24 protein-coding genes are annotated in these 20,643 nt (G+C 71.3%); 5 read left to right on the top strand and 19 right to left on the bottom strand.

All coding sequences use genetic code 11. The annotated features are described in order from the left end of the window. Nucleotides 1-205: 205 nt before the first annotated feature. Nucleotides 206-694 carry a transcriptional regulator BldD gene (gene bldD, locus DFJ66_RS35380; RefSeq protein WP_015103676.1) on the top strand — a complete coding sequence of 163 codons (489 nt, stop codon included), beginning with the start codon at nt 206-208 and terminating at the stop codon, nt 692-694. Nucleotides 695-1,677: 983 nt separating this feature from the next. On the opposite strand, the gene nusB is transcribed toward bldD, so the two are convergent. The 3 genes from nusB to DFJ66_RS35365 form a co-directional block, all read right to left on the bottom strand. Beyond that, nucleotides 1,678-2,097 carry a transcription antitermination factor NusB gene (gene nusB / locus DFJ66_RS35375; protein WP_121227906.1) on the bottom strand — a complete coding sequence of 140 codons (420 nt, stop codon included), beginning with the start codon at nt 2,095-2,097 and terminating at the stop codon, nt 1,678-1,680. Nucleotide 2,098: 1 nt separating this feature from the next. Continuing rightward, a complete protein-coding gene (gene efp, locus DFJ66_RS35370) occupies nt 2,099-2,662 on the bottom strand; it encodes an elongation factor P (protein WP_121227904.1) in 564 nt (187 codons plus the stop codon). A 61-nt stretch (nt 2,663-2,723) separates the two neighbouring features. Continuing rightward, the gene (locus DFJ66_RS35365) at nt 2,724-3,809 is read right to left on the bottom strand and encodes a M24 family metallopeptidase (protein WP_121227902.1); all 1,086 of its coding nucleotides are present in this window, start codon (nt 3,807-3,809) and stop codon (nt 2,724-2,726) included. A gap of 66 nt (nt 3,810-3,875) precedes the next feature. Here DFJ66_RS35365 and DFJ66_RS35360 point away from each other — a divergent pair, with 66 nt between their 5' ends. Beyond that, nucleotides 3,876-4,286 carry a B-4DMT family transporter gene (locus DFJ66_RS35360; RefSeq protein WP_147459442.1) on the top strand — a complete coding sequence of 137 codons (411 nt, stop codon included), beginning with the start codon at nt 3,876-3,878 and terminating at the stop codon, nt 4,284-4,286. Here DFJ66_RS35360 and DFJ66_RS35355 read toward each other — a convergent pair. The 10 genes from DFJ66_RS35355 to DFJ66_RS35310 form a co-directional block, all read right to left on the bottom strand. Further along, on the bottom strand, nt 4,283-5,773 hold the full coding sequence (locus DFJ66_RS35355; protein WP_121232206.1) for a glycoside hydrolase family protein: 1,491 nt from the start codon (nt 5,771-5,773) through the stop codon (nt 4,283-4,285). The two genes, DFJ66_RS35360 and DFJ66_RS35355, sit on opposite strands and share 4 nt — an antisense overlap. A gap of 93 nt (nt 5,774-5,866) precedes the next feature. Continuing rightward, entirely contained in the window at nt 5,867-6,223 is a 357-nt protein-coding gene (locus DFJ66_RS35350; RefSeq protein WP_246030033.1) for a VOC family protein, read from the bottom strand. A gap of 32 nt (nt 6,224-6,255) precedes the next feature. Beyond that, complete coding sequence (gene aroQ, locus DFJ66_RS35345) at nt 6,256-6,699, bottom strand: type II 3-dehydroquinate dehydratase (protein ID WP_121227896.1); 444 nt, start codon at nt 6,697-6,699, stop codon at nt 6,256-6,258. Further along, the gene (gene aroB / locus DFJ66_RS35340; RefSeq protein ID WP_121227894.1) at nt 6,696-7,802 is read right to left on the bottom strand and encodes a 3-dehydroquinate synthase; all 1,107 of its coding nucleotides are present in this window, start codon (nt 7,800-7,802) and stop codon (nt 6,696-6,698) included. Before aroB ends, aroQ begins: the two co-directional genes overlap by 4 nt. A 19-nt stretch (nt 7,803-7,821) precedes the next feature. Further along, nucleotides 7,822-8,832 (bottom strand): DNA glycosylase AlkZ-like family protein, encoded by a 1,011-nt coding sequence (locus DFJ66_RS35335; RefSeq protein WP_121227892.1) that lies wholly within the window; start codon nt 8,830-8,832, stop codon nt 7,822-7,824. Nucleotides 8,833-8,851: 19 nt separating this feature from the next. Continuing rightward, complete coding sequence (locus DFJ66_RS35330) at nt 8,852-9,361, bottom strand: shikimate kinase (protein WP_121227890.1); 510 nt, start codon at nt 9,359-9,361, stop codon at nt 8,852-8,854. Beyond that, a complete protein-coding gene (gene aroC / locus DFJ66_RS35325) occupies nt 9,358-10,557 on the bottom strand; it encodes a chorismate synthase (protein ID WP_121227888.1) in 1,200 nt (399 codons plus the stop codon). Before aroC ends, DFJ66_RS35330 begins: the two co-directional genes overlap by 4 nt. 43 nt (nt 10,558-10,600) lie before the next feature. Next, nucleotides 10,601-11,005, bottom strand: coding sequence for a prepilin peptidase (locus tag DFJ66_RS35320; protein WP_246030032.1), 405 nt, complete (start codon nt 11,003-11,005; stop codon nt 10,601-10,603). A 255-nt stretch (nt 11,006-11,260) separates the two neighbouring features. Continuing rightward, entirely contained in the window at nt 11,261-11,713 is a 453-nt protein-coding gene (locus DFJ66_RS35315) for a PTS sugar transporter subunit IIA (protein WP_121227885.1), read from the bottom strand. After that, nucleotides 11,710-11,946 (bottom strand): PTS sugar transporter subunit IIB, encoded by a 237-nt coding sequence (locus DFJ66_RS35310; RefSeq protein WP_121227883.1) that lies wholly within the window; start codon nt 11,944-11,946, stop codon nt 11,710-11,712. Before DFJ66_RS35310 ends, DFJ66_RS35315 begins: the two co-directional genes overlap by 4 nt. Nucleotides 11,947-12,113: 167 nt before the next feature. On the opposite strand from DFJ66_RS35310, the gene DFJ66_RS35305 reads away from it, so the two are divergent. Genes DFJ66_RS35305 through DFJ66_RS35295 form a run of 3 tightly spaced genes read left to right on the top strand, consistent with a single transcriptional unit; the run spans nt 12,114 to nt 14,477 of the window. Next, complete coding sequence (locus DFJ66_RS35305; protein WP_121227881.1) at nt 12,114-12,881, top strand: GntR family transcriptional regulator; 768 nt, start codon at nt 12,114-12,116, stop codon at nt 12,879-12,881. After that, nucleotides 12,878-14,179, top strand: coding sequence for a PTS transporter subunit EIIC (locus tag DFJ66_RS35300; protein WP_121227879.1), 1,302 nt, complete (start codon nt 12,878-12,880; stop codon nt 14,177-14,179). The genes DFJ66_RS35305 and DFJ66_RS35300 overlap by 4 nt, the downstream gene beginning before the upstream one ends. A gap of 28 nt (nt 14,180-14,207) precedes the next feature. Continuing rightward, nucleotides 14,208-14,477 (top strand): HPr family phosphocarrier protein, encoded by a 270-nt coding sequence (locus DFJ66_RS35295; protein WP_121227877.1) that lies wholly within the window; start codon nt 14,208-14,210, stop codon nt 14,475-14,477. Nucleotides 14,478-14,531: 54 nt separating this feature from the next. On the opposite strand, the gene DFJ66_RS35290 is transcribed toward DFJ66_RS35295, so the two are convergent. Genes DFJ66_RS35290 through DFJ66_RS35265 form a run of 6 tightly spaced genes read right to left on the bottom strand, consistent with a single transcriptional unit; the run spans nt 14,532 to nt 20,479 of the window. After that, the gene (locus DFJ66_RS35290; protein WP_121227875.1) at nt 14,532-15,380 is read right to left on the bottom strand and encodes a shikimate dehydrogenase; all 849 of its coding nucleotides are present in this window, start codon (nt 15,378-15,380) and stop codon (nt 14,532-14,534) included. Nucleotides 15,381-15,382: 2 nt separating this feature from the next. After that, on the bottom strand, nt 15,383-16,597 hold the full coding sequence (gene mltG / locus DFJ66_RS35285) for an endolytic transglycosylase MltG (protein WP_121227873.1): 1,215 nt from the start codon (nt 16,595-16,597) through the stop codon (nt 15,383-15,385). Continuing rightward, nucleotides 16,594-17,109 carry a Holliday junction resolvase RuvX gene (gene ruvX / locus DFJ66_RS35280; RefSeq protein ID WP_121227871.1) on the bottom strand — a complete coding sequence of 172 codons (516 nt, stop codon included), beginning with the start codon at nt 17,107-17,109 and terminating at the stop codon, nt 16,594-16,596. The genes mltG and ruvX overlap by 4 nt, the downstream gene beginning before the upstream one ends. Beyond that, complete coding sequence (gene alaS / locus DFJ66_RS35275; RefSeq protein ID WP_121227869.1) at nt 17,096-19,768, bottom strand: alanine--tRNA ligase; 2,673 nt, start codon at nt 19,766-19,768, stop codon at nt 17,096-17,098. The genes ruvX and alaS overlap by 14 nt, the downstream gene beginning before the upstream one ends. Nucleotides 19,769-19,823: 55 nt before the next feature. Continuing rightward, on the bottom strand, nt 19,824-20,090 hold the full coding sequence (locus DFJ66_RS35270; RefSeq protein WP_121227867.1) for a hypothetical protein: 267 nt from the start codon (nt 20,088-20,090) through the stop codon (nt 19,824-19,826). Then, nucleotides 20,087-20,479, bottom strand: coding sequence for a DUF948 domain-containing protein (locus DFJ66_RS35265; protein WP_121227865.1), 393 nt, complete (start codon nt 20,477-20,479; stop codon nt 20,087-20,089). The genes DFJ66_RS35270 and DFJ66_RS35265 overlap by 4 nt, the downstream gene beginning before the upstream one ends. Nucleotides 20,480-20,643: the final 164 nt, after the last annotated feature.

Raw genomic sequence — 20,643 nt, 5'->3', positions numbered from 1 at the left:
CCCGGTTGGGACCGGGCTGACCAGCACGGTATCAGGCTCCGGGGGTCAATCGACCGGGTGGTCGGCGTGGTCTCGCCCACCCGGGCCGGCGAGATCAGCTTGACCTGGTGACCACGGAGAGCAATCATTACTCTGCGTATTGATCTAAGCCTCCCCGCGGCAGTCCCCTACCGGCTGACGGGGCGAATGAACGGAGAACCGCCACATGGGCGACTACGCCAAGGCGCTGGGGGCAAAGCTCCGCGCGATCCGCCAGCAGCAGGGCTTGTCTTTGCACGGCGTCGAGCAGAAGTCCGGCGGTCGCTGGAAGGCCGTGGTCGTGGGCTCGTACGAGCGCGGAGACCGAGCCGTGACCGTCCAGAAGCTCGCGGAGCTGGCCGACTTCTACGGTGTCCCGGTCGCGGAACTGCTCCCCGAAGGCCGCGTGCCCTCGGGCGCCGAACCCGCGACGAAGATCGTCATCAACCTGGAGCGCCTGCAACAGCTCCCCGCGGAGAAGGTCGGTCCGCTCGCGCGGTACGCGGCCACCATCCAGAGCCAGCGCGGCGACTACAACGGCAAGGTGCTGTCCATCCGCACGGAGGACCTGCGCTCGCTGGCGATCATCTACGACATGACCCCGGGCGAGCTGACCGAGCAGCTCATCGACTGGGGCGTGCTGCCCCCCGAGGCCCGCCCGGCCAAGGAAGACTGACGACGAACACGCCGCGACCTGGGCCGCTCACGTGGACGGGCGGCCCCGGCCTTCTTGCGCTCCGCTCCTTCTCACGCGCTCCGCTCTTCTGACGCGCTCCGCGCTTTTAACGCGCTTCGCGCTCTCAAGCCTCCAGCCCCACCTTACGTGGGACGCGACCACCTCTAGAGAGCGCAACCAATTCCGCAACACCGCCGCACTTCTCCGCAACACCGCCGCACGGCGACACTCCTCCGACACACGCGCAGCGCGGCACTTTCGCCGCGCAGCGGCGGGAGCTTTTCGCCGCGCTCCGCGCGGCGGTGGTGCCAACCACAAGGGAGGTGCCTCGTGTTCCCCACCGTATGGCCCGCCCGAAGGGCTACCACAGATTTCCCCGGTGCAGCCGAATTTTTTGTGAGGAACGAGCAAAAAATTTAGCGGCACCGGGGAAATCTGTGGTTGGCTCCGCCGGGTCATGCGGTGGGGAACACGACGCTCCTCCCGCCCCCATCGGTGGTTCGCCGCCGGCAGGCGCTTGTGATCTTGAGAGCGCTCCGCGCGTTCCAAGAGCGCGAAGCGCGTCCGAGCTTGCGAGCGCGAAGCGCGTCCCGTTCGAACCCGCGAAGCGTGGGCTTGAGAGCGGAGCGTGAAGTCCAAAGATCAAAAGAGCCTCGCCGGCGGGCAGGCCGCCAAGGATGACGGAAGAACAAGGGCGGGGGCTTTTCCGTCATCCCCGTATGGCCTGGCGGAGCCAACCACACTTTTGGCCGGGTGCCGCTAAATTTTTTGCTCGTTCCTCACAAAAAATTCGGCTGCACCCGGCCAAAAGTGTGGTAGCCCTTCGGGCAGGCCATACGGGGATGACGGAAAAGCCCAGAGAGAGGTCTGCCGCGCTAGCCCTACGAAAAACCCGCAAGCGCGTGCCTGTTGAGAGGTGTTTGCTGTGCGCGAAAAACGAACCCCCGGCCACCGAGGGCAGCCGGGGGTCGTGTGACGAGCGTCTAGAGCACCGCGCGGAGCTGGTCCGCGATGACCGCGATGCGGCCCAGCACCCCGTTGACGAACCGGGGCGAGTCGTCCGTGGACAGCTGCTTGGCCAGCTCGACCGCCTCGTCGATGGCCACCGCGTCGGGCACGTCGGCCGCCCACAGCAACTCGTAGAGGCCGACCCGCAGCACGGCACGGTCCACGCCCGGCATCCGCTGCAACGTCCAGCCCTCGGAGTGCTCCGAGATCAGGTCGTCGATCCGCGCCCGGTGGGCCGTGATGCCCTCGACCAGGCCGACCGTGTAGTCGTTGATCGGCGGCACGTCCGGGGACCCCACTCGCTCGGCGAGCAGGGTGACCGGGTCGATGCCCCGGGCGTCGGCCTCGAACAGGACGTCGACGGCGCGTTTCCGGGCCTTGCTGCGTGCGCCCATCTCAGCCGTTCACGCGGCCGAGGTAGCGGCCGTCGCGGGTGTCGACCTTGATCTTCTCGCCGGTCGTCACGAACAGCGGGACCTGGATCTCCGCGCCGGTCTCCAGGGTCGCGGGCTTGGTGCCGCCGGTGCTGCGGTCGCCCTGCAGGCCCGGGTCGGTGTGCTGGATGACCAGCTCGACGCTGGTCGGCAGCTCCACGTAGAGCGGCACGCCCTCGTGGGTGGCGACCATCGCCTCCTGGTTCTCCAGCATGTAGTTGGCGGCGTCGCCCACGGTCTCGGCCGGGACCGGGATCTGGTCGTAGGTCTCGCCGTCCATGAAGATGAAGTCGGAACCCTCCTTGTACAGGTAGGTCATGTTCCGCTTGTCCACGGTGGCCGTGTCGACCTTGGTGCCCGCGTTGAAGGTCTTGTCCACGACCTTGCCGGACAGCACGTGCTTCAACGTGGTGCGCACGAAGGCGCCGCCCTTGCCCGGCTTGACGTGCTGGAACGCGGTGACGGTCCACAGCTGGCCGTCGAGGTTCAGCACCAGGCCGTTCTTGAGGTCGTTGGTCGTGGCCACGGGGTGGGCTCTCCTGTTACGTGTGTTCGGGCGTCCGACGACTCGCGAGGTGTTCGGGTTGTCAGACGACCACCAGCTCTTTCGTGGTCAGGGTGAGGAGTTCGGGGGCGCCTTGGCGCACCACGAGCGTGTCCTCGATGCGGACACCACCCTTCCCGGCCAGGTACACACCGGGCTCGACGGTGACCGTCATACCGGGCAGAAGTGTACCGTCACCCACCTTGGACAGCGCCGGAGCCTCGTGGATCTGCAGGCCCACGCCGTGTCCGAGGCCGTGCAGGAACTGCTCCCCGTACCCGGCCTGCTCGATCACCTCGCGCGCCGCGCGGTCCACGTCGGACACCGCCGCGCCCGCGGCCAACGCGTGCCGACCGGCCGCCTGCGAGGCCGCGACCAGCTCGTACAGCTCCCGCTGCCAGTCCGCGGCCTGGCCGACCACCAGGGTGCGGGTCATGTCGGAGTGGTAGCCGTCGACCAGGGCGCCGAAGTCCAACTTCACGAAGTCGCCGGCGTGCACGACCGCGTCGGTGGGCCGGTGGTGCGGCACGGCGGAGTTCGCGCCGGTCGCCACGATCGACTCGAAGCTGGGACCCGCCGCGCCGTGGTCGAGCATGCGGTTCTCCAGCTCGCGCGCGATCTCCCGCTCGGTGCGCCCGGCGCGCAGGCCGCCGTGCTCGATCAGGCTCGCCAGCGCGCGGTCGGCGGCGGCGCACGCCATGCGCAGCGCCTCGACCTCGGCGTCGTCCTTGACCAGCCGCAGCTGTTCCACCAGGCCGGGCGCGCGGACCAGCTCGACGTCCTCGGCGGCGTCGGCGAGCGCGTCGAGGCCCTCCACGGTGACGTGGTTGCTCTCGAACCCCGCCCGGCGGTTGCCGTCCTTGTGCGCGCGCTGGGCCAGCGCGAGGTCGCACGGCCGGTCGATGACCCGCTCCAGGTCGGGCACCTGGCGCTCGGCCTGGGTGAGGTAGCGGCCGTCGGTGCAGAACACGCTGGCCGCGTCGGACTCGGCGGAGACCAGCAGGGCGGCGTTGGAGCCGGTGAACCCGGTGAGGTAGCGGATGTTGAGCAGGTTGGTCACCAGCAGGGCGTCCAGCTCCCGGTCCCGGAGCGTGGCGCGCAGGGCGGCGCGGCGTGTCGCGTGCGGCATACCCGCAGCCTAGAACCATCGGGGCAGCTTCACAGCGGGGTCCGAGTAGGGGCCTAGGGTGGGCGCATGCGCAGGTGGCTGCCCCGAGGGCTCTGGATGGGATTGCTGCACGGCGGGGTGCAGGTCGGCACGGACGCGGTGGCCGTGCACAGCCCCGGGGCCAGTTCGTCGCTGCGCTACATCGCACTGGGGCTGGTCGCGGTGGCGGGCGTGCTGTGGGGTGCGCTGGACGCGTGGCGGCAGCTCGACGGGCCGGGCATGGTGTGGTTCTTCGCCGCCCTGGTCGCGGGGCCGCTGGCCGGGGTCGCCGGGGTGGTGGGCAAGTCGCTGGTGGTGGACCAGACCGGTGTGGAGGCGCTCGGCGCGGCGCTGACCGGCGGGGCGGCGTTCACGGCGCTGCTGGTCATGGCGTCGGCCGGGATCGGGCTGGTGCTGGGCAACGCGCTGCCCCAGCCGAACGGGTCCGAGTCGCGCTAGCGGTTGAGGTTGCCGGCGTGGTCGAAGGTGTCCCACTGCCGCTGGGTGACCGGGGTGACCGGCGACGAGTTGAGCTTCGCCACGTCCTCCGGGCCGACGCGCCACAGCTTGCCGTCCACCAGCAACCCGGTCTGGCCGTTGGGCGCGCGGACCGCTTTCACGCCGGCCGGGACGCGGCCGACCACGGGCAACTCGTCGACGATGTCCGGCCGCTGGTCCAGCACGCGGGTGGCCAGTCGGTCGGCGACCGACCGGCGTTCCACCCGGACCACCCCGCCGTCGACGATCAGGTCCACGATGTTCTCCGGGGACGGCACGGCGAACCCGTTGAGCACCGCCGCCTGCGCCTTGGTGCGGCAGCCGGGCACGTTGACCAGGTCCAACCCGAAGTGGCCGAGGTCGGTGGGCGCGCCCGCCCCGCCGACGACGGTGGCGCGCACGACGTCCACGGACAGCCGGCCGCACGGGTCCTCGACGGACACCAGGGCGTGGCCCTCCGGGGTGCGGACCAGGCCGGGTCCCTCCCGCCACGGGCCGGGGACGTGCACCGGCGGGAGGGGCTGGGCGGTGAAGTCGTGGTTCCAGAAGGTCAGCGTGGTGCCGGCGTCGGTGGAGTGGGCGATCGCGAAGGCCCGCAGGGCGTCGACGTACATCCAGTCGGCGCTGAACGCGTCCACGACCGCCCGGGTGCGCGGCTTGCGGGTGTCGGCGACCTTCTCCCAGCCCGACGCGCCCAGCGATTCGACGTGGCCGGCGAAGGTCGGGTCCTGGGCGCGCAGCACGAACTGGCCCGCGCCGTTCCACCCGGCCGCCTTGGCGGTGGTGTCGGTGAACAGCAGGTAGAACCAGCCGTCCACGTAGAGCGCGGAGGGCTGGCCGCTGCCGTAGTGGTTGTCCCGGATGATGTCGTTCGCCGGGCCGAGGATCGGGTTGCCGCCCGCCGCGCGGGTCCAGTGGATGCCATCGGTGCTGGTGGCGACGCCGACGAGGCTGCCGAACGGCACGTCGCCGGGCGCGCCCGTGTAGTACATGTAGTACGTGCCGCCGACCTTGAGGACCGACGGGTCGCACGTGTGCACGCTGTCCCAGCCGTGGGTGCTGCCGGACAGGACCGCGAGCCCCGGGCTGCCATCGGGACCGGCGAAACCGCCGTCCAGCGAGGAGCTGTCGGCGTAGAGGACGTCGTCACCGCCGGGCTCGGCGAAGCGCAGCTGGCTGCACCACCACATCCGGTACCGGCCGCCGTCCACCATCAGCGAGGGGGCGTAGTTGTAGGGGGCCTCCGCGCCACCGGCGACGACGCCGGGGCTCTGCCGACCGCGGTCGGTGGTGACGGGCTTGACCGGCTTCGGGGGCTTGCTCGGCGCGGGCGTCGTCGTGACCGCCGGGGGCGCGGCGGGCGGCGCGGGGTCCGCGACACCGGAAGCGCAGGCGGCGAGGGTCGCGACGGCGAGGGCGCACCCGAGGAGCCTCGTCGGGCCGGACATGGTCTCCACTCTCCCGGACTTCGATCACCGGGAGCGACGTTCGCGGCTCCGGGCTCCGGTTCAGTGTAGAGATCCATTCACCCGCTCGAGTGACTACCGAATGGACGCGACCAACTCCACTTCGAAACCGTCCGTGTTCTCCAGGTAGGCGGCGTAGTGATCGGGACCACCCGCGTGCGGGTGCGTGTCCCCGAACATCAAGGCCCAACCGTGCTTCGGGGCCGCTTCGGTGAGTTCGTCCACCCGGACGCGGCCGCCGACGTGGAAGGCGAGGTGGTTGAGCCCGGTGCCGAGCCGGTGGTGCCGTTCCAGCGCGGGCGACTCCTCCACCACCAGGTAGGTCGGGCCGAGACGCCAACTCACCCCGGCCGACCACCGCTGGTACTCCACCCAGCCCAGCTCGCCCAGCAACCAGCCGATGCTCGCCTCCGCGCGGTGGAGATCAGGCACCCACAACTCGACGTGGTGCAACGCGCCGTGGGTCACGCCTCGATCGGCCCCAGCTTCTCGGCCAGCCAGCGGATCGCGAGCGCGTAGCCCTGGACGCCCAAACCCGCGATCACGCCCTCCGCCACCGCCGAGATGTAGCTGTGGTGCCGGAACTCCTCGCGCTTGTGCACGTTCGAGATGTGCACCTCCACCAGCGGCGCGGTGAGCTGCGAGCACGCGTCCCGCACCGCGACCGAGTAGTGCGTCCACGCGGCCGGGTTGAGCACGACCGGGATCGCCTCGTCGGCCGCGCGGTGCAGCCAGCCGAGCATCTCGCCCTCGAAGTCGGTCTGCCGCACCTCGACCTCGACGCCCAGCTCGCGGCCGGTGTCCTCGCACAGCCGCACGAGGTCGGCGTAGGTGGTGCGGCCGTAGACGTCGGGTTCGCGGGTGCCGAGGCGGCCCAGGTTCGGGCCGTTGAGCACGAGGACCTTCACAGCAGCACGCTCCCGCCGGTCTTCGGCTCGTCGGCGACCGCGGAGTAGGCGGCGGCGATCAGCGACGGGTCCGGGCCCTCCAGGCGGCCGGGCTTGGCCAGGCCGTCGAGCACCACGAACCGCAGCACGCCGGACCGGTTCTTCTTGTCGACCTTCATGCCCTCCAGCAGCTGCGGCAGGGCGTCCGGGTCGTACTTGGTGGGCAGGCCCAGCGCGGTCAGGACGCTGCGGTGCCGGTCGGCGGTCGCGTCGTCCAGGCGGCCGGCGAGGCGGGCCAGTTCGGCGGCGAACACCAGGCCGACGCTGATCGCCGCGCCGTGCCGCCACCGGTAGCGCTCGCGGCGCTCGATGGCGTGGCCGAGGGTGTGGCCGTAGTTGAGGATCTCCCGCAGGTCCGACTCGCGCAGGTCGGTGGACACGACGTCCGCCTTGATCTGGATCTTGCGCCGGACCAGCTCCTCGATGACGTCGCCGGTCGGGTCGAGCGCCTTCTCCGGGTCGGCCTCGATGAGGTCGAGGATGACCGGGTCGGCGATGAACCCGCCCTTGACGACCTCCGCCATGCCCGCGACCAGCTCGTTGCGCGGCAGGGTCTCGAGGGTGGCGAGGTCGACGAACACGGCGTGCGGCTCGTAGAACGTGCCGACCAGGTTCTTGCCCGCGTCGGTGTTGATGCCGGTCTTGCCGCCGATCGCCGCGTCCACCATGCCCAGCAGCGTGGTCGGGACGTTGACCAGCTTCACCCCGCGCATCCACGTCGAGGCCACGAACCCGGCGAGGTCGGTCACCGCGCCGCCGCCCAGGCCGATGACGACGTCCTGGCGGCCCAGGCCGATCTGGCCGAACACGTTCCAGCAGTAGCCCGCGACCCGCAGGTCCTTGCCGTCCTCGGCGTCGGGCACCTCGACGCGGTGGGCGTCGATCCCCGCGTCCGCCAGCTCCGCGCGGACCGCCTCGGCGGTCTCGGCGAGCGTCGGCGTGTGGACGATCGCCGCCTTGGCCGTGCCGCGCAGGCCCTCCACCAGGTCGCCGAGCAGGCCGCGACCCACCAGCACGTCGTACGGCCGCTCCGCGGCCACGCGGATGCGCACCGGCTCGCCCATCACCACTCCTCTTGTCGGGTCACCATTCGACCACGGTCGCTTCCAGCACGTCCGCGCCCCACACCCCGGCGAGCACGTCGGCTTGGTCCTTGATCGCCTTGCGAGCGGCCCCCTCGACCCGGGACCACCCCTCGACGCGGAAGATCATCGTCCGCCCGCTGAACGCGTACCGCCACGCCCCGGTCACCCGGCCGTGCGTCACCAGCGCTCCCGGACTCCCCACCGGCCGCCACACCCGCTTGGCCACGTCCGGCTCGGCGACCAGCCACCGCGGCCCCAGCAGGTAGGGGTCGCGCGGGAACAGCAGCAGCCCGGCAGGCAGCTCGTCCCCTTCGACAAGATCCCCGCCCAGCAACAACTTCCTGCCCTCGACGGTGACCGGCCGCAGCTCGGGCCACGTGTCCTGAGGCCCCGCCCCGAGCCACTTCTCCACGTCGGCCTTGGCGAACGGGCCGACGTAGTGGGCGTAGTCGCTCACCAGCGTCGAGTCGCCTTCGTCGTTCGGGCCGGGTGCCCGGAAGACCAGCTTCGCGCCACGCGGTTCGAGCTCGATCCCGGCGAGGAGCGTGCCGAGCCGGAACAGCCCTTCGATCACGTGCTCGGTCTTGCAGCTCGGGCAGTACGGCGTGGCGCGCTTGGGCAGGAGTGGGCTGATCGCGGCGGACAGCTCGCCCTTGGTCGCGGTCTCGCCGGGGAATTCGCGGCGCATCAGCTCCACGACGAGATCCACATCGGACAGTTCCGGCGCCGGCATCCCACCGCACCACGCCTGGAGCTGCCGGGGCGTGCGCGGCCGCAGCACCCGCCGCAACCCGGGCACGTCGCTCGGTCGGTGCAGGTGCGGCGCGCCCCGCAGGCTCAGCACCCGGACCAAGGGCTCGTCGTACCCGAGACGGCGGACCGCGATGGCCGCCGCACCCGTGTTGGGCGGGCTGTCGACCACACCGAGTGCGAGCACGCCCAGGTCGCCGTCGTGCAACCCTTGCACCGCGGCGCGGTGCGCGAGGACATCGGCGGCGGTCACGTCCACCTGGTCAGGTCCGTTCCACTCAGGTCAGGTCCGCCCTCGCCAGGACCGCGTCCACGACCTGCTCGGGCTCCAGCGCGTCGGTGTCCACCTCGATCGTGGCGACCTCCCGGTACAGCGGCAGGCGCGCGTCCAGCAGCGCCTTGAAGGTGGCGCGCGGGTTCACGCCGGCCAGCAGGGGCCGGGCGGTGGACAGGCCCGTCCGCCGCACGCCCTCGGCCATGCCGACGTTGAGGAACACCACGGTGTGCGCCGCCAGCCGCGCCCGGGTGGCCGCGGACAGCACCGCCCCGCCGCCCAGGGCCAGCACGCCGTCGTGCTCGGCCAGGCCCTTGGCGACCGCCTCCTCCTCCAGCGCCCGGAACGCGGGCTCGCCGTCGGTGGTGAAGATGTCCGAGATGGGTTTGCCGGCGGTGGCGACCACGTCCTCGTCGGTATCCCGGAAGGCCACCCCGAGCCGGGCCGCGAGCAGCTGCCCCACGGTCGTCTTGCCCGCGCCGGGCGGGCCGAGGACGACGTAGCGCGGGCTCACAGCCCCTCCCAGCGCGCTTCCAGCGCCTCCAGGTAGGACGCCACGTTCCGCTTGGTCTCCGCGATCGAGTCGCCGCCGAACTTCTCCAGCGCGGCCTCGGCGAGCACCAGGGCCACGACGGACTCCAGCACCACCCCGGCCCGCGGCACGGCGCACACGTCCGACCGCTGGTGGATCGCCACGGCGGGTTCGCCGGTGCGGACGTCCACAGTGGACAGTGCACGCGGGACGGTCGAGATCGGCTTCATGGCGACGCGCACGCGCAGCGGCTCGCCGTTGGTGATCCCTCCCTCCAGCCCGCCCGCCCGGTTCGAGCGGCGCGTCACGCCCTTGGGACCGGTGCCCCGGTCGATCTCGTCGTGCGCCTGGCTGCCCCACCGCTGCGCGGTGGTGAACCCGTCGCCGATCTCCACGCCCTTCATCGCCTGCACGCCCATCAGCGCGCCCGCGAGCCGCGCGTCCAGGCGGCGGTCCCAGTGCACGTGGGACCCCAGGCCCGGCGGCAGGCCGTACGCGATCACCTCGATCACGCCACCGACCGTGTCGCCCGCCTCCTTCACCGCCTCGACCTCGGCCACCATCGCCTCGGTACCGCGCGGGTCGAACGCCCGCACCGGGCTCGCGTCGACCGCGTCGAGGTCGCCCGGACCGGGCACCGGAGCGTCCTCCGGCGTCCTGGCCTTCCCGATCGACACCACGTGGCTGATGACGTCGACGTCGAACACCTGCTTGAGGAAGTGCTTGGCCACCGTGCCCAGCGCGGTCCGCGCGGCGGTCTCCCGGGCACTGGCCCGCTCCAGCACCGGCCGGGCCTCGTCGAACCCGAACTTCTGCATGCCGGGCAGGTCGGCGTGGCCGGGCCGGGGCCGGGTGAGGGCCTCGTTGCGACCGGTCGGCTTGAGCTCGCTCGGGTCGACCGGGTCGGCCGACATCACCTTCTGCCACTTGGGCCACTCGGTGTTGCCGATCCGGACCGCGATCGGCCCGCCCTGCGTGAGCCCGTGGCGGACGCCGCCGAGGATCTCGACCTCGTCGGCCTCGAACCCCATGCGGGGGCTCCGACCGAACCCGAGCCGTCGGCGCTCCAGTTGGGCGGTCAAGTCGGCAGTGGTGACCTCCACCCCGGCGACCATGCCTTCCAGCACGGCGACCAGGGCCGGTCCGTGGGACTCCCCAGCGGTGATCCAGCGCAGCACGCCGCGAATCCTTTCACAGCGTTAACACCGCCGAGAGCCCTGGTTACCCGCCGGCCAGTGAGACCAGCCACGTGGCGCCGACCAGACCGGGACCGTGCGGAGGTCCGTCCCGTGGCCTGGCCAACGACACGGCGAGTGTGATGGCGCTCGCCAGGACCGCACCCACCGGTAACGCCGTCCACGAGACCGCGCCCAGCACCGCACCCAGCGGCCCGGACAGCTTGACGTCTCCCCCGCCCATCGACGCGGGCGACGTCAGGTGCACCACCCAGTGCAGCCCGAAGTACGCCAACCCGCCCGCCAGCGCCCGCCCGAGATCCGCGCCGCACGCCCACAACACGCCGCCCACCAGCGGATACGCGGGCAGGGTCAGGGAATCGGGCAGGCGTCGGTGCCGGAAGTCGATGACGGACAGCAGCACACCCAGCAAGGCGAGTAAGAGCGGCATCGGCAGCCATCGAGGTGGAACTCCGGCGGCGGCCGACAGCGCCCACAACACGGCTGTAGGCACCGCACACCACGCCCAGTGCACCGACGTACCCCTGGGCAGGGACCTCAGCAGACGCGCCCCGACAGCTCCGACGACCAGACCCGACAACGAGTAGATGACCATGGACACAGCGTGCCCACTGGGCCGTTCGGAGCACAAGGCCGGAAGCGACTGAATGGTCCATTCAGCCGCTTCCGTCGAAAGAAGAGCAGGTCAGCGCGTCCAGGAGAAGAGGCTGTCGCCCGCCGCCACCGGCCCGCCGGCCTGGTCGAGCAACGCGTCCGCACCGGCGTCCAGCGCGATCACCGGGCAGATCGGGGCGAAGCCGGCGGCCTCGATCTCGGCCGGGTCCCACGTCACGACCGGCTGCCCCACCCGGACCGCCTCACCCTTCACCACGTGCAGGGTGAAGCCCTCGCCCTTGCGCTTCACGGTGTCGATGCCCAGGTGCACCAGCACCGCCGCACCGTCGCCCGTGGCCACGACGAACGCGTGCGGGTGCAGCGTGACGACCGTGCCGTCCACGGGGGCGACCACCTCGCCGGCGACCCGGTCGGGCTCCACGGCGACGCCCGGCCCGACCATCGCCTGCGCGAACACCGGGTCCGGCACCTCGGTCAGCGGCACCACCCGCCCGCTGACCGGACTGGCCACCCGCAGCGTCACAGGAGGTCCTCGATGTCGCTGGCGATGGTGTCGGCCTCGGGCCCCACGACCACCTGGACGACGTTGCCCGACCGCATGACGCCGTGCGCGCCCAGCTTCTTCAGCGCGGGCTCGTCCACGACCGAGCCGTCCTCCAGCTCGCAGCGCAGCCGCGTGATGCACGGCTCGATCTCGATGATGTTGTCCGCCCCACCGAGTGCGGCGAGGATCCCAGCCGCCTTGTCGTCCGCCACTTCGCAGTCCTCTCTCGACACACCTGTGGTGAGGGTGCCACCGCTCGGCCACGGTCGCGTAACGGCGGTTGACACCCGCTTGGCGCGCGGAGCATCCTCCCCGCACCAACTGGTCTAGACCGGAAAGTACCAATCCCGGTCTCCGAACGCGAGCACGGGGAGGTGTCATGAACCGCGACGAGATCGTCGACGGGCCCAAGCCCAAGCACGCCCAGCTCCGCGACATCCTGCGGCGCATGGCGGAGCAGGAGCTGCCTCCCGGCTCCCCCATCCCGTCCGAGCGCGACCTCGCCCAGCGGTACCGGGTGTCCCGGATCACGGTGCGCGCCGCGGTCGGCCAGCTCGTCGCCGAAGGCCTGCTGACCAGGGCGAAGGGGCGGGGCACGTTCACCGCCCGGCGCCGGATGGACGTCCAGCTCTACCTGGAGTCGTTCACCGACGACATGCGCAGGCGCGGGCTGACCCCCGCGACCGAGGTGCTCAGGTGCGCCGACGAGGTCCCGCCGCCCGCGGCGGCCACCGCGCTCGGCCTGCCACCGCACGAGCCCGCGAGCCACGTCGTCCGCCTGCGGCGGGCCGACGGGGTGCCGCTGGCCGTGGAGCGCGGCTGGTACAGCCGGCGGGTCGTCCCCGACCTGCACCGGCACGACCTGTCCGGCTCCCTCTACTCGCTGCTCGCCGACACCTACGGCGTCCAGCTCGACCACGCGGGGCAGACGGTCTGGGCCGAAGGCGCGGACCCGGAGACCGCGAGGTTGCTGGGCGTGCGCACCGGCAGTCCGCTGCTGGTCTTCCGCCGGGTCACCAGCTCCGCTGGTCGACCGGTGGAGGACATGACGTCCTGGTACCGGGGCGATCTCTACCAGGTGACCATGCAACTGGACCGGACCGTCCCGGAATCCGGCCCTTTCTCCGCCAAGGGAGGTAACCCATGAGCGCCAGCGCCCCTCAGGCGACCGGCGGCCGTGAGATCAAGGGACTCGCGGGTCTCCAGCGGTTCGGCCGCAGCCTCATGCTGCCGATCGCCGTCCTGCCCGCCGCCGGTCTGCTGCTGCGGCTGGGCCAGCCCGACCTGCTCGGCAAGGACGGGCTGGGTTGGAACCAGGTCGCGGCCGTCATCGGCAACGCGGGTGACGCGCTGTTCGCCAACCTGCCGCTGCTGTTCGCGGTGGGCATCGCGGTCGGGTTCGCCCGCCGCGGCGACGGCTCCACCGGTCTGGCCGCGGTGGTCGGGTACGTGGTGCTGACGGGTGTGTTCAAGGCGATGTCACCGCTGGTCCTGGACCAGCCGGCGGACCCGAACGCCAAGCCCGTGCTGATCAACTACGGCGTGCTCGGCGGCATCGTCGTCGGTCTGCTGACCGCGGTCCTGTGGCAGCGGTACCACCGCATCAAGCTGCCTCCCTACCTGGCGTTCTTCGGCGGGCGGCGGTTCGTGCCGATCCTGGTCGCGGGCGTCATGGTCGTCCTCGGCGTGCTGATGGGCCTGATCTACCCGTGGTTCAACGAGGGCCTCAAGGCCGTCGGTGAGGCCGTCACGGGCAGCACCATCATCGGCGCGGGCATCTACGGCGTCGTCAACCGCCTGCTGATCCCGCTGGGCCTGCACCACATCGTCAACAACATCGTGTGGTTCCAGTTCGGCGAGTACCAGGGCAAGACCGGCGACATCCCGCGCTTCCTGGCGGGCGACCCGTCCGCGGGCACGTTCCAGACCGGCTTCTTCCCGATCTTCATGTTCGCCCTCCCGGCGGCGGCGCTGGCGATCATCGTCACCGCCCGGCCGGCGCAGCGGAAGATCATCGCGGGCATCATGGGCTCGGCGGCGTTGACCGCGATCATCACCGGCGTCACGGAGCCGCTGGAGTTCGCGTTCATGTTCGTGGCGTGGCCGCTGTACGTGATCCACGCGGTCCTGACCGGCACGTCGCTGGCGATCGCCAACGCGCTGGACATCCACGACGGCTTCAGCTTCTCCGCCGGCGCCATCGACTACGCGCTCAACTTCGGCATCGCGCAGAAGCCGCTCCTGATCATCGTGCTGGGCCTGATCTACGCGGTGGTCTACTTCTTCCTGTTCCGGTTCGTCATCACCAAGTGGAACCTGCGCACGCCGGGCCGCGACGACGACGAGGACCCCGAGGCCGACCCGAGCGTCGTGGAGAGCTCCGGCGGCGGCAAGACCGACAAGGCTGACAAGAAGGAAGGCCGGTCCGGCGCGGCAGCGTCCTGACCAGCACGAACCACTGAGAGGACGGATCATGCCGGAGCGACGGGTCACCGTGGCGAGCAAGGTGGGCCTGCACGCCCGCCCGGCGGCGGTGCTGGCGAAGGCGGCGGCCGGTCAGCCGGTGAAGGTCACCATCCGCAAGGAGGACGGCCAACCGGTCGAGGCGGCCAGCGTGCTGGGCCTGATGACACTCGGTGCGATGCACGGCGACGAGGTCGTGCTGTCGGCCGACGGCGAAGGCGCGGACGCCGCGCTGGACGCCATCGCGGCCATCATCGCGACCGACCTCGACGAGGGCTGATCCACCCGGGAGGCCCTGCCCGCACCCTCGACGCGGGCAGGGCCTTCCGGCGTGTCAGTCCCCGAGCGGCAGCGGGAGAACGTTGTCGGTTGCCGCGCGCAGCGCCGCTCGCATGGCTTCGCGCGGGGCCGGGTGGCCGGTGAAGTGTTCCGACTGCCCGAAGGCCTGGTGCAGGAGCATGTCGAGGCCGGTCGCCAGGGCTCGGCCGCGCTTTTCCACCGCGTACGCCAACGGCGTGGGCCACGGGTGGTAGATGACGTCCAGTGCGCAGGGCGATTCGGCGAGTTCCGACGCGATGGGCTCGGTCGCCGACGGCGGGACGGTGCTGACCAGGACGTCCGAAGAGGCGGCCAGGGAAGCGAAGTCGGCCTGGTCCCAAGGAATCAGGGTCAGCGTGACGCCGGCCCGTGAAGCGCACGCCTGAGCCTCCGACGCGCGGCTCACCGAGCGCACCACCAACGACACGTCCCGTACGCCTACCGAAGCCAAAGCCACCAGAGCGGCCGTGGCGGTGCCGCCGGCGCCCAAGAGCACACCGCGCGAGCCGCTGGTGAAGCCGCAGGCCGCTCGCAAAGCGCCCAAGACGCCGTCGACGTCGGTGTTGTCGGCGTGCCAGCCAACAGCAGAAGGCACCAGGGTGTTCGCGGCACCCACCAGACCGGCCCGGGGGGACACCGACGACGCGACCGCCAAGGCCGCGCGCTTACCGGGCATGGTGACCGACAAGCCGACCCACGACGAGTCCAAGCCCCCGACCAGGGGTTCGACGCCGTCCTCCGAGCACTCGATCCGGTCGTAGGACCAGTCCGACAAGCCCAACGCCTGGAAGGCCGCGTTGTGCAGGACCGGGGACAGCGAGTGCGACACCGGTGACCCGATCACCGCGGCGTGACGAACGGCCACGGTCAGAAGACACCCTCCGCGCGCGCCTTCGCGACCAGGCGGTTGTGCTCGTCGATGTTGTCCGAGAAGCACGTCGTGCCGTCCTTCTGGCACTTCACGAAGTACACCCACGGACCGGGTTCGGGCGTGATGGCCGCCGTGATGGCCTCGCGGCTCACCGAGCCGATCGGGGTCGGCGGCAGGCCCTTCACGCTGTAGGTGTTGTACGGGCCCGAACGCTCGCGGTCCTCGTCGCTGGTGGTGATGATCGGTCGATCGAGCTGGTAGTTGACCGTCGAGTCGAACTGGAGGATGACGTGGTCCGCCAGCCGCCGGTAGATGACCTGGGAGATCTTGCCGAAGTCCTTCTCCAGGCCTTCCTTCTCGATCAACGACGCCATGATCAGCACCTCGTACGGGCGGAAACCGGTCTTCGTCGTACCGCCGGGGATGCCGTAGCCCTGCAAGCGGGTGTTGGAGGTCTCGATGACGCTCTTGAGCAGCTCCACCGCCGACGCGCCGGGCTTGAGGTGGTACAGGCCCCGCGTGATCAGGCCCTCCAGCCGGTGCTCCTTCGGCGCCTTCTTCACGTCCGCCACGGCCCAGTCCGGGATGCCCAGGGCGGCCGGGTCGGCGTTCTCCGCCGCGTCCCGCAGCTCCTGCGGCGTGACGCACTTCTTCACGCCGTCCAGCTCGGCGCAGGAGGCGTCCGACAGCATCGACAGGATGCCCTTGGTGACCTTGCCGTCCGGGGCGGTGATGTCGTGCAGGACGTTGCCGCCCTTGACCTCCAGCGGCACGACCTTGGCCTTCGGGTCGACCATCCGCTCGACGGCCGCCTTGCCCGACATCTTGGTCTTCATCAGGTAGAAGCCGGGCTGGATGGCGGTCACCCGCGAGTCGCCCTCGCCCGCCTCGGTGAACGCCCGCGCGCTGGCCACCACACCCTGCTCCTTGAGCGAGTTGGCGATGGTGGCGACGAGGTCACCGTCCTTGACCTCGACCACGACGTCCGTGTCGCCGGCGCCGGAGAAGTCCTCGTAGGAGCCGATGCCGCGCAGCTGCTGGTAGCCGTAGTACGCGCCCACGCCGCCGCCCACCAGCACCAGCACGACCACGAGCCACAGGACGGTCTTCTTCCGGCGTGCCTTCGCGCGCCGGGCGGCCACCGCGGCCTTGCCGCGCGGTCGGTCCTGCTGCACGTCAGGTTCGCTGAACAACCCGAGGTCGTCGCTCACGTGCGGTCCTTCGGTCCGGGGGCCTGCTCCTCGTCGGCGGAGCGGGCCAACTGTCGCGACCGCGCGTCCAGCCACGACTGGAGGATCTCGACCGCGGCTGCCTGGTCCACGACGGCGCGCTGCTTCTTGCCCTTCACCCCCCGCTGCGCCAGCACGCGACTGGCGGTGACGGTGGTGAGCCGTTCGTCGTGCAGCCGCACCGGGACCGGGGCGACCCGCTGCGCCAACGCCGCAGCGTACGCCGCCGCCGCCTCCGCTGCCGGCCCGTGCCGCCCGGCCAGGGTTCGGGGCAACCCGACCACGACCTCGACGACGTCGTGCTCGGCGACGAGCCGGACCAGGTTCGCCAGGTCCCGGCCGGTCTTCTCGTCACGTGACAGCGTAACCAGCGGGGTCGCCAGGAACGCCCCCGGGTCGCTGACGGCGACCCCGACCCGCACCGCTCCGACGTCGACGCCCAGCCTCCGGCCGAGGCCGGGGTCGTCGACGCCGGGACGGTCAGTGCTGCTCAACGGCGCGGTCCACCTCGGCGCGCAGGGCGGCGAGGGCCTCGCCCACCCCGGCGGGGTTGGTGCCGCCGCCCTGGGCCAGGTCCGGCTTGCCGCCACCGCGACCGCCCACGGCCGGGGCGAACGCGGGCACCAGCTTGCCGGCGGCCAACCCGAGCGAGCGGGCGGCGGCCGTGGTGGCCACCACGAAGCTCACCTTGTCGCCGTCCGGGGCGAACAGGCCGACCACGCCGGGCCGGTCGCCGAGGCGGTTGCGCACCTCGCCCGCCAGGGTCCGCACGTCGGCGGCGGCCGTGCCCTCGGGCAGGGCCAGCGCGACCAGGGCCACGCCGCGCACGTCCAGGGCCTGCTCGGCCAGGGACCCGGCGGAGGACATCAGCTGGGCGGCACGGACCCGCTCCAGCTCCTTCTCGGCGTTGCGCAGCCGCTCCACCAGGGCCTCGACGCGGGCCGGGACCTCGGCGTCGGGCACCTTGAGCATGGCGGCGACGTTCTGCACCAGGGCCCGCTCCTGGGCCAGGTACTTGAACGCCTCGATGCCGACGTAGGCCTCCAGGCGGCGCACGCCCGAGCCCACCGACGACTCGCCGATGACGGTGATCGGGCCGATCTGCGACGAGTGCTCCACGTGCGTGCCACCGCACAGCTCACGCGACCACGGGCCGCCGATCTCGACCACGCGCACGGTGTCGTCGTAGGTCTCGCCGAACAGGGCGACCGCACCCATCTCCTGGGCGCCGGGCATGTCGGTGTAGACCACGCGCACCGGCAGGTCCTTGCGGACGGCCAGGTTGGAGACCTCTTCGATCTCGCTGCGCGTCTCGTCGGACAGACCACCCGTCCAGGCGAAGTCCAGCCGCAGGTAGCCGGGCTTGTTGTACGAACCGCTCTGCAGCGCCGACGGGCCGAGCACCTGGCGCAGGGCGGCGTGCACGACGTGCGTGCCCGAGTGGCCCTGGCGGGCGCCGACGCGCCACTCCGGGTCGACGCGGGCCTCGACGTGCTCGCCCTCGGCGATCTCGCCGGAGAGCACCCGCACCTGGTGCACCCACAGCTTGCGGGCCACCTTCTGGACGTCCACGACCTCCAGCTCGGCGCTGCCGGACACGATCGTGCCGGCGTCGCTCTCCTGGCCGCCGGACTCGGCGTACAGCGGGGTCCGGTCGAGCACGACCTCGACGATGTCGCCCTCGCGAGCGGACTTGACCCGCTTGCCCTCGCGGATGATGCCGCGCAGGGTGGCCTCGGAAGCCAGCTCCTGGTAGCCGGTGAACTCGGTGGCACCGAGCTCCAGCAGCTCCCGGTACACGGTCTGGTCGCCGTGGCCGGTCTTCTTGCCGGCGGCGTCGGCCTTGGCGCGGGCGCGCTGCTCGGCCATCAGCTTGCGGAACCCGTCCTCGTCCACGGTCAGGCCCGCTTCCGAGGCCATCTCCAGGGTGAGGTCGATCGGGAACCCGTAGGTGTCGTGCAGCTGGAACGCCTTGTCACCCGGCAGGGTGGCGCGACCGTCGGCCTTGACCTCGGCGGCGGCGTTGTCGAAGATCCGCGACCCGGCCTCCAGCGTGCGGAGGAAGGTGTCCTCCTCGGCCTTGAGCACCTGGGCGATCCGGGGGAACCCGCTGACCAGGTCCGGGTAGGCCGGGCCCATGGCGTCCCGGACGACCTCGGCGAACTGCACCAGCACCGGCTCGGTCACGCCCAGCAGGCGGGCCGAGCGGACGATCCGGCGCAGCAGGCGGCGCAGCACGTACCCGCGGGCCTCGTTACCCGGGGTGACGCCGTCGCCGACGATGAGCACACCCGAGCGGGCGTGGTCGGCGATGACCCGGAACCGGACGTCGTCCACCGGGTTGTCGCCGTACTTGCGGCCGGACAGCTCCTCGGCCTTGGCGATCACCGGCCGGACCAGGTCGGTCTCGTAGACGTTGTCCACGCCCTGGAGCAGCACGGCCACGCGCTCGACGCCCATGCCGGTGTCGATGTTCTTGTTCGGCAGCGAGCCGATCGGCTTGTGGCCCAGCTTCGGGCTCAGCTCGCCGCGCTCGTCCTGCATGAAGACCAGGTTCCAGATCTCCAGGTACCGGTCCTCGTCGACGACCGGGCCGCCCTCCTTGCCGTAGGCGGGGCCGCGGTCGTAGTAGATCTCCGAGCACGGACCGCCGGGGCCGGGCACGCCCATGTCCCAGTAGTTGTCCTTGCCGTCACGGCGCTGGATGCGCTCGACGGGCAGGCCGGCGACCTTCTGCCACAGCTGCTGGGCCTCGTCGTCGTCCTCGTAGACGGTCACCCAGATGCGCTCGGGGTCGAAGCCGTAGCCGCCCTTGTCCTGGGGGCCGGTGACCAGCTCCCAGGCCAGGCGGATGGCGTCTTCCTTGAAGTAGTCGCCGAAGGAGAAGTTGCCCGCCATCTGGAAGAACGTGTTGTGGCGGGTGGTCTTGCCGACCTCGTCGATGTCCGGGGTGCGCACGCACTTCTGGATGCTGGTGGCGCGCTTGAACGGCGGCGGGGCCTCGCCCAGGAAGTAGGGCTTGAACGGCACCATGCCGGCGTTGACGAACAGCAGGTTCGGGTCGTCCAGGATGAGCGAGGCGCTCGGGACGACCGTGTGGCCGGCGTTCTCGAAGTGCTCGCGGAAGCGCTTGATGATCTCGTGGGTCTGCACGGGCTTGTCCTTGGATCTACGAGTGGAGTTCAGGGCACGGCGAGGCGAACGACCTCTAGCGGTCGTTCGCCCTGCGCGCTCGCCGACCCGGCGTGAAGCCCGTCTGACGTTCCACGGTGTCTTGCAACTCCTGCTCACGCTCGGTCATTCCCGCGCGGACCTCCGCGCCGAACGACCCGATGGCGCCGGCCAGCTCGCGCAGGCCCTCGCCGACGTTGGCCCCGATGCCCGCGGGCGTGGCGGCGTGCGCGGCCTGGCCCGCCTTGCGGGTGGCGAACACGCCGGCCGCGATGCCCAGCCCGAACCAGAACAGGCGCCTCATCGCCGACCCCGGCGGGAGTGCTTCTTGGGCTCCTGGGCGGCCTTGCGGCGGGCCTTGATGGCCTTGCTGACGCCGTAGGACAGGGCGGCGGCCTTGACCAGCGGACCGCCGAGGGTGGCGGTGAACAGCGAGGTCAGCGCGGAGACGTTGCCGGTGACCGCGCGCGCGTTGGCGGTGATGCCGTCCACCCGCTCCAGCTGGGTGTTCACGTGCGTGATCGTGGTGTTCGCGCCGGTGAAGATCGGGTCGCTGTTCTGGTGCGCCTTGCGGATGGCGATGGTGGCCTCGTCCAGCGTGCGGCCCAGCTTGATCAGCGGGATGGCCAGCAGGATCACCAGCAGCACGAACGCGCCGGCGGCGACCAGCGCGGCGATCTGCCCTGGCGACACGAGTCCTCCTGAAACTTGCCGTGGCGTGGTGCACAGAGGTTACCGTGCGTCCCCCGAATGACCTCTGGTGGATCTCGCTTGGCCTGTTCCCACTGGCCGGGACGGGTCCCGAGGATTACTCAAATGACCGATGACTCGACGGGTTTCGCTGTCGTAGCGTGATC

Origin of the sequence: Saccharothrix variisporea (assembly GCF_003634995.1) — a bacterium.
GTDB classification, from domain to species: Bacteria; Actinomycetota; Actinomycetes; order Mycobacteriales; family Pseudonocardiaceae; genus Actinosynnema; species Actinosynnema variisporeum.
The sequence above is the reverse complement of the archived record's forward strand: the minus strand, read 5'-3'. Positions and strand labels throughout refer to the sequence as shown.